Origin of the sequence: Campylobacter sp., from assembly GCF_020024835.1 — a bacterium.
Classification (GTDB): domain Bacteria; phylum Campylobacterota; class Campylobacteria; order Campylobacterales; family Campylobacteraceae; genus Campylobacter_D.
In genome coordinates this window covers 1-5,891 of record NZ_JAHHTD010000056.1, presented here as the reverse complement: position 1 = coordinate 5,891, position 5,891 = coordinate 1, and the positions used below count along the sequence as shown (strand labels likewise).

Sequence of the window (5,891 nt, the reverse complement as noted above, 5' to 3'; positions counted from 1 at the left end):
AACAAGATAAAGTTAATACTTTATCTTGTTTATATTGTATTTAAAAATCAAAATTAATTTTATAACTTTATGTAACGAAAATTAAAAATTTATATTTATTATTTTACAAATTCAAAATATCTCGCAAACAACTATATATAAGCACTATAAATAAAATACCATTGTTTTTTATTTATAATTTTTATCATAATTTATAAAAATTTATGCGACTTTTATAAATTTTTGTTATATAATACCTCCAAGTTTATAAACAAAACTTAAATAAATCTACAAGGAGAATGTTATGGGAACGAGAAAAGAACACGATTTTATTGGAGAATTAGAAATTTCTGATGAAGTTTATTATGGTGTGCAAACTTTTAGGGCTTTAGAAAACTTTCAAATGAGTGGTAGAAGATTAAAAGATTATCCTTATTTTGTCAAAGCTTTTGCTCAAGTTAAAAAAGCTGCTGCTCTTGCCAATAAAGAAGTTGGAGTTCTTGATGCTAATAAAGCTGATGCTATTGCCAAAGCTTGCGACAAATTGATTGCTGGTGAATTTTTAGATCAATTTGTAGTAGATATGATACAAGGTGGAGCTGGCACTAGCACAAATATGAATACTAATGAAGTAATTACAAATATTGCACTTGAAAATATGGGACACAAAAAAGGAGAATACCAATATCTTCATCCAAACGACCATACAAATTTAGGCCAATCAACAAATGATACTTACCCAAGCTCAATCAAAGTCGCCGCATATGCAAAATTAACCGACCTTTTAAGTGCTATGGAAAATTTAAAAATAGAATTAGAAGCAAAAGCAAAAGAATACAAAGATGTGATTAAAATGGGTAGAACAGAGCTTGAAGATGCTGTTCCAACTACCTTAGGAAACACATTTAACGCCTTTGCAAGCTATATTAAAAGCGATATTGCTAAAATCACAGCTGCTCGTGAAGCTATGACATTTTTAAATTTAGGTGCAACTGCTATTGGCACTGGAATTAATTGTCATCCAGATTATAAACTTGTAGTAGAAAAGAAATTAAAAGAAATTACAGGAATTGATTTTAAACCAGCAGAAGATTTTATAGCTGCAACCCAAGATACGGCTGATTTTGTCCATATAAGTGGTGCTTTAAAAACTGCTGCTGTAAGACTTTCTAAAATTGCAAATGATTTAAGATTAATGAATTCAGGCCCAAGATGTGGTTTAGGCGAAATTAACCTTCCTAAAATGCAACCTGGTAGCTCTATTATGCCAGGTAAAGTAAATCCAGTAATATGTGAAGTCGTTGGCGAAGCTTGCTATGAAGTTATAGGAAATGATGTAACTATTATGCTTTGCTCAGAAAGAGGAGAATTTGAACTTAATGCATTTGAACCAGGCATAGCATATAGTTTATTTAATTCTATAATATTACTTGAAAATGCAATGAAAACTTTAGCTCAAAAAGCTATAAAACATTTAACAGCAAACCCAGAAGCTTGCAAAAAATCAGTATTAAATTCAATAGGTATTGTTACTGCTTTTAATCCTATCTTAGGATACGAAAAATCAGCAAGTATCGCTAAAGAAGCTTTAGAAACAGGTAAAGCAGTGGGTGATATTTGCCTTGAAAGAGGTTATTTATCAAAAGCTGAAATTGATGAAATTTTAGCACCAGAAAAAATGTTAAATCCTCATATGACTAAAGAAAAAAAAGCTTAGATAAAAAAGAAAGGGGTTGATAATGTTAATGCTTATTTTACAACTTATTGTCTTTCTTGGTGCGATTTTTATAGGTATCCGTCTTGGTGGCATAGCTATAGGCTATGCTGGCGGATTGGGCGTAGTGATTTTAGGACTTGCTTTAGGTATGAAGCCAGGAAATATTCCTTGGGACGTTATATTAATTATCGCTGCTGCTATTGCTGCGATTTCTGCTATGCAACAAGCCGGCGGGCTTGATTATATGGTAAAAATTACCGAAAAAGTTTTACGCAAACATCCAAAATTTATCAACTATCTAGCTCCAGCTTGCGGTTGGCTACTTACTATTTTAGCAGGAACAGGCAATGCGGTATTTTCATTAATGCCTGTTGTAATTGATGTTGCAAAATCCCAAAATATCAAGCCCTCTGTTCCGCTTTCTTTGATGGTAGTAGCATCTCAAATAGGTATTACCGCATCTCCTGTAAGTGCTGCAGTTGTTTATATGACAGGAGTTTTAGAGCCTCTTGGGTGGAATTATCCAGCATTAATTGGAATTTGGATTATCACAACTTTCATCGCTTGTATGCTTACATCTTTCATCGTAAGTTTAATTACCCCTATGGACTTAAGTAAAGATCTTGTGTATCAAGAACGCTTAAAAGCAGGCCTTGTCAAAAATTCTTTAGATGTCTTACAAAGCGAAGATAAACCAGGTGCTAAACTTTCAGTTGCTATATTTTTAATTGCTGTTTTATGCGTCGTTTTTTATGCTACAGCTATTTCAAGCAATATCAAATGGATAGAACCAGTTATAATCCCAAGAGATGCTGCTATTATGAGCTTTTTATTAACCGCTGCAACTTTAATAACATTTTTTTGCAAGGTTGAACCGGCAAAAATTTTAGATACAAGCGTATTTAAATCAGGTATGACAGCTTGCATATGTGTATTTGGTGTCGCTTGGCTTGGAAATACTTTTGTTGCAGGACACGAAGCAGGCATCAAAGAAGTAGCAAGTGATTGGGTAAAACAAACTCCTGCTATGCTTGCGGTTGCATTCTTTTTTGCTAGTATGCTTTTATACTCTCAAGCAGCTACTGCAAAAGCTATTACTCCAGTAATTGTCGGTGCATTAGGAATTTCAGCTACAAATCCTGCTGATTCTTATATGCTAGTTGCGTGCTTTGCTGCTGTTTCGGCTTTATTTGTTTTACCAACTTATCCTACTTTATTAGGTGCGGTGCAAATGGACGACACAGGGACAACAAGAATTGGAAAATATATATTCAATCACGCATTTTTTATACCAGGAGTTTTAGCAATCGCCATTGCTGTTGCTTTAGGATTTTTTGCTGTAGGAATGCTATAATTTTACTTTCCACAATTTATGTGGAAAGTTTTTATACTAAAATACTCTTTAATGCTAGTAAAAACATAAAAATTTTTAAAGATAAAATACTTTAATTTAAAACCATAAAATTAAATTTTTACAAAAAATTAAACAAGAAAAATTATAAAACTTAGTAAGAATAAAATCATCATAAATGGTGTCAAGAGGGAGACTTGAACTCCCGACCTCCGGCTTATGAGACCAGCGCTCTAACCAGCTGAGCTACCTTGACACAAAGCTAAACTGGTATTTTACTTAATTTTTCTTAACATTTAATAAAAATATATTTTAAATATTTTTATATTCTTTTTATATATTTTGTGTTAAAAATATAAAAAATTTTGAAAGTATTTTATGCAAATTAATTCTAGTTTTAATAATTTTTTTTATCCACAATATACTCAAGATAGCAAAAAAACAAATCAAGAAGATCAATTAACACCTGAAAACAAAAATACAGAAAATGAAGATGAAAATAAAGAAAAAAATACTCAAAGAGTTAATGGCAAAGATTTAAATCAAGAAGAAATTAGACAAGTTAGAGAGCTTGAAAAAATAGATAGAGAAGTTAGAGCACACGAAGCCGCTCATCAAGCTGCAGGTGGAGCTTTAGCAGGTGCGGCTAGTTTTGGATACACTAAAGGGCCTGATGATAAAATGTATGCAATTGAAGGAGAAGTGCCTATTAGAATGCAAAAAGGCAATACTCCTGAAGAAACCATAGCCAATGCTATGCAAGTTATATCCGCTGCTATGGCACCAGCTGATCCTAGCCCTCAAGATTATAAAGTCGCAGCTAATGCTATGCAAATGCAAAATGATGCACGTATGGAGCAAATCAAATTAAAAGCTGAAAAATCAAAAAAAGAAAATGAAGAAAATGAAGAAACTTCGCAAGATAAAAATTCACAAGATAAAAATTCACAAGATAAAAATGATAAAAATTCACATACAAAAGCGATAAAAGCCTATACGCAAAGCACTGGATATAATTTTTTAGGAAACAATTTAAATAAAAACTTTTAATGGCAGAGAGGAAGGGATTTGAACCCTCGGTGAGTTGCCCCACACACGCGTTCCAGGCGTGCTCCTTCAACCACTCGGACACCTCTCTAATTAAGGGTTGAAATTATAACTTATTTTTTAATTTAAAGCAAAAAAAGGTTTAAAATGCTTGCAAGAAGAATTATTTTGATTATACTAAGTATAGTTTATCTTTGTTTTGGACAAGAAATTGATACTAATAAAAATATCGGCGAAGGATACGGACAAACAAGAGATGAAGCCATAAAAAACGCTATAGAAGATGTATTAAGCACTATACAAGAAATAACACTTCAAAGATTCAAATTTGAATTTAATGGAGATTTTGATATAGGTTATAATAAAGAAATTGACTTAGCTAGCAAAGCGATTTTTAATAGCTATAGCGTCGAGGAATTAACTCAAATTCACATTAATAAATTTTATGCTAAAGTAAAGCTTTATAAAAAAGACCATTTAAATAATATCGATATTAAACAAAAATCACTCATTATTATTAATACCATAACAAATAATTTATCACAAAATATAGAAAAAGAGCTTGTAAAAACTTTATTAGAATATGATATTTTTAAAATTTTAGATCAAAATATCTCTAAATCTTACAAAGAACAAATCTTAGCTGAAGTATCTCAACACAAAAATTTAAAAGAATTTCCTAATCCTTTAAAAGCTGATTTTTTATTAATAATTACACCAAATATCACTCAAGTATTTAATGAAAATTCCATAGAATATAACGTTGATATTGATTATAAAATAATAAATTTCGCAAATAATGAAGTTGAATTTTTTGACTCGATTAATTTAATGATAAATTCTACAAGCAAAATAAGCGAGCAAAGAGTTTTTAAAGACATAATAAAACAGATTATCGATCAAATCATAATTTATTTACAAAATACATTTTTAAAATAAATTACACAAAAATTTCAATGCAAAATCAATTTTTTTTGTGAAAATCACATCTTTTGCAAAGCTCTGCTTTTAATTTTTTTTGCTCAAAAGCATTTTTTAAATCTAAACACAAAGGAGAATTTAAAAGTTCTTTAAAATTTTGCTCAAAACAATTTCCCAAATTTATATCAGCTTTTGTATCTAAACAACAAGGCACTAAGGTGCCATCACTCAAAATAGCAACTTGCTTTCTTAAAGCATAACAATCTCCGATTTCACTTAAAACCTCATCTTGCAAAGAAGGCCATTTAAATAATCTTGCTTGATTTAAAATCACATATCTTGCTAAACGATTTTTTTCTAAATTTGTATGAATTTTTACGCAAAATTTTTTTTGCAAGAATTCGTATATTTGATTGTTTTGAAAAGGTGGTATAAAATTTGAATTTAAATTCCAAAGTCTTAAATTAATAAAAGATGATTTTTTATTTTCAATATGCAAAAAAATAAATTTTAAAATGGGTTTAAAATAATCATCTATATTTATCTTACTTTGTGATAAAAAAGCACCCAAGGAGATATTTATTTGATGAATATTATTTGCATTTAGCATTAATGCTATTTTTTCATCATCAAAATAAAATCCACTTGTAGTAAGCTCTATTTTCATATCATATTTATAAGCTATATCTAAATAATCTTTTAAATTTTTATGTATTAAAGGATCGCCTAAAATATGAAAAGTATAGATTTTAGCAAAACCTTGAACACTCTTGCATATATACTCAAATTTTTCAAGATCCATTTTTTTTCTTTGCCCTTTTAAACTAGGACAAAAATCACATTTTAAACCACAAATATCACTTAATTCTATATAAA

5 protein-coding genes and 2 tRNA genes are annotated in these 5,891 nt (G+C 29.9%); 4 read left to right on the top strand and 3 right to left on the bottom strand.

What is annotated here, in order from left to right; all coding sequences use genetic code 11:
- Positions 1-283 precede the first annotated feature (283 nt).
- Positions 284-1,696 carry an aspartate ammonia-lyase gene (locus QZ429_RS07290; protein ID WP_291953281.1) on the top strand — a complete coding sequence of 471 codons (1,413 nt, stop codon included), beginning with the start codon at positions 284-286 and terminating at the stop codon, positions 1,694-1,696.
- Between the two features lie 19 nt (positions 1,697-1,715).
- Positions 1,716-3,050, top strand: coding sequence for an anaerobic C4-dicarboxylate transporter (locus tag QZ429_RS07285; RefSeq protein ID WP_291953283.1), 1,335 nt, complete (start codon positions 1,716-1,718; stop codon positions 3,048-3,050).
- A gap of 176 nt (positions 3,051-3,226) precedes the next feature.
- On the opposite strand, the gene QZ429_RS07280 is transcribed toward QZ429_RS07285, so the two are convergent.
- A tRNA-Met gene (locus QZ429_RS07280) sits at positions 3,227-3,303 on the bottom strand.
- 122 nt (positions 3,304-3,425) lie between these two features.
- Here QZ429_RS07280 and QZ429_RS07275 point away from each other — a divergent pair.
- The gene (locus QZ429_RS07275; protein WP_291953279.1) at positions 3,426-4,097 is read left to right on the top strand and encodes a putative metalloprotease CJM1_0395 family protein; all 672 of its coding nucleotides are present in this window, start codon (positions 3,426-3,428) and stop codon (positions 4,095-4,097) included.
- Here QZ429_RS07275 and QZ429_RS07270 read toward each other — a convergent pair.
- Positions 4,098-4,185, bottom strand: a tRNA-Ser gene (locus QZ429_RS07270).
- Positions 4,186-4,241: 56 nt separating this feature from the next.
- Between QZ429_RS07270 and QZ429_RS07265 the strand changes: the two genes are divergently transcribed.
- Positions 4,242-5,033 (top strand): hypothetical protein, encoded by a 792-nt coding sequence (locus QZ429_RS07265; protein WP_291953277.1) that lies wholly within the window; start codon positions 4,242-4,244, stop codon positions 5,031-5,033.
- Positions 5,034-5,058: 25 nt separating this feature from the next.
- On the opposite strand, the gene QZ429_RS07260 is transcribed toward QZ429_RS07265, so the two are convergent.
- Positions 5,059-5,891, bottom strand: an 833-nt coding sequence (locus QZ429_RS07260) for a radical SAM/SPASM domain-containing protein (protein WP_291953275.1), incomplete at its 5' end; no start/stop codon positions are given.

Excerpts from the sequence above, each read along its gene's own strand:
- QZ429_RS07290 (WP_291953281.1), top strand. The coding sequence starts at position 284 with ATGGGAACGAGAAAAGAACACGATTTTATTGGAGAATTAGAAATTTCT.
- QZ429_RS07275 (WP_291953279.1), top strand. The coding sequence starts at position 3,426 with ATGCAAATTAATTCTAGTTTTAATAATTTTTTTTATCCACAATATACT.
- QZ429_RS07265 (WP_291953277.1), top strand. The coding sequence starts at position 4,242 with ATGCTTGCAAGAAGAATTATTTTGATTATACTAAGTATAGTTTATCTT.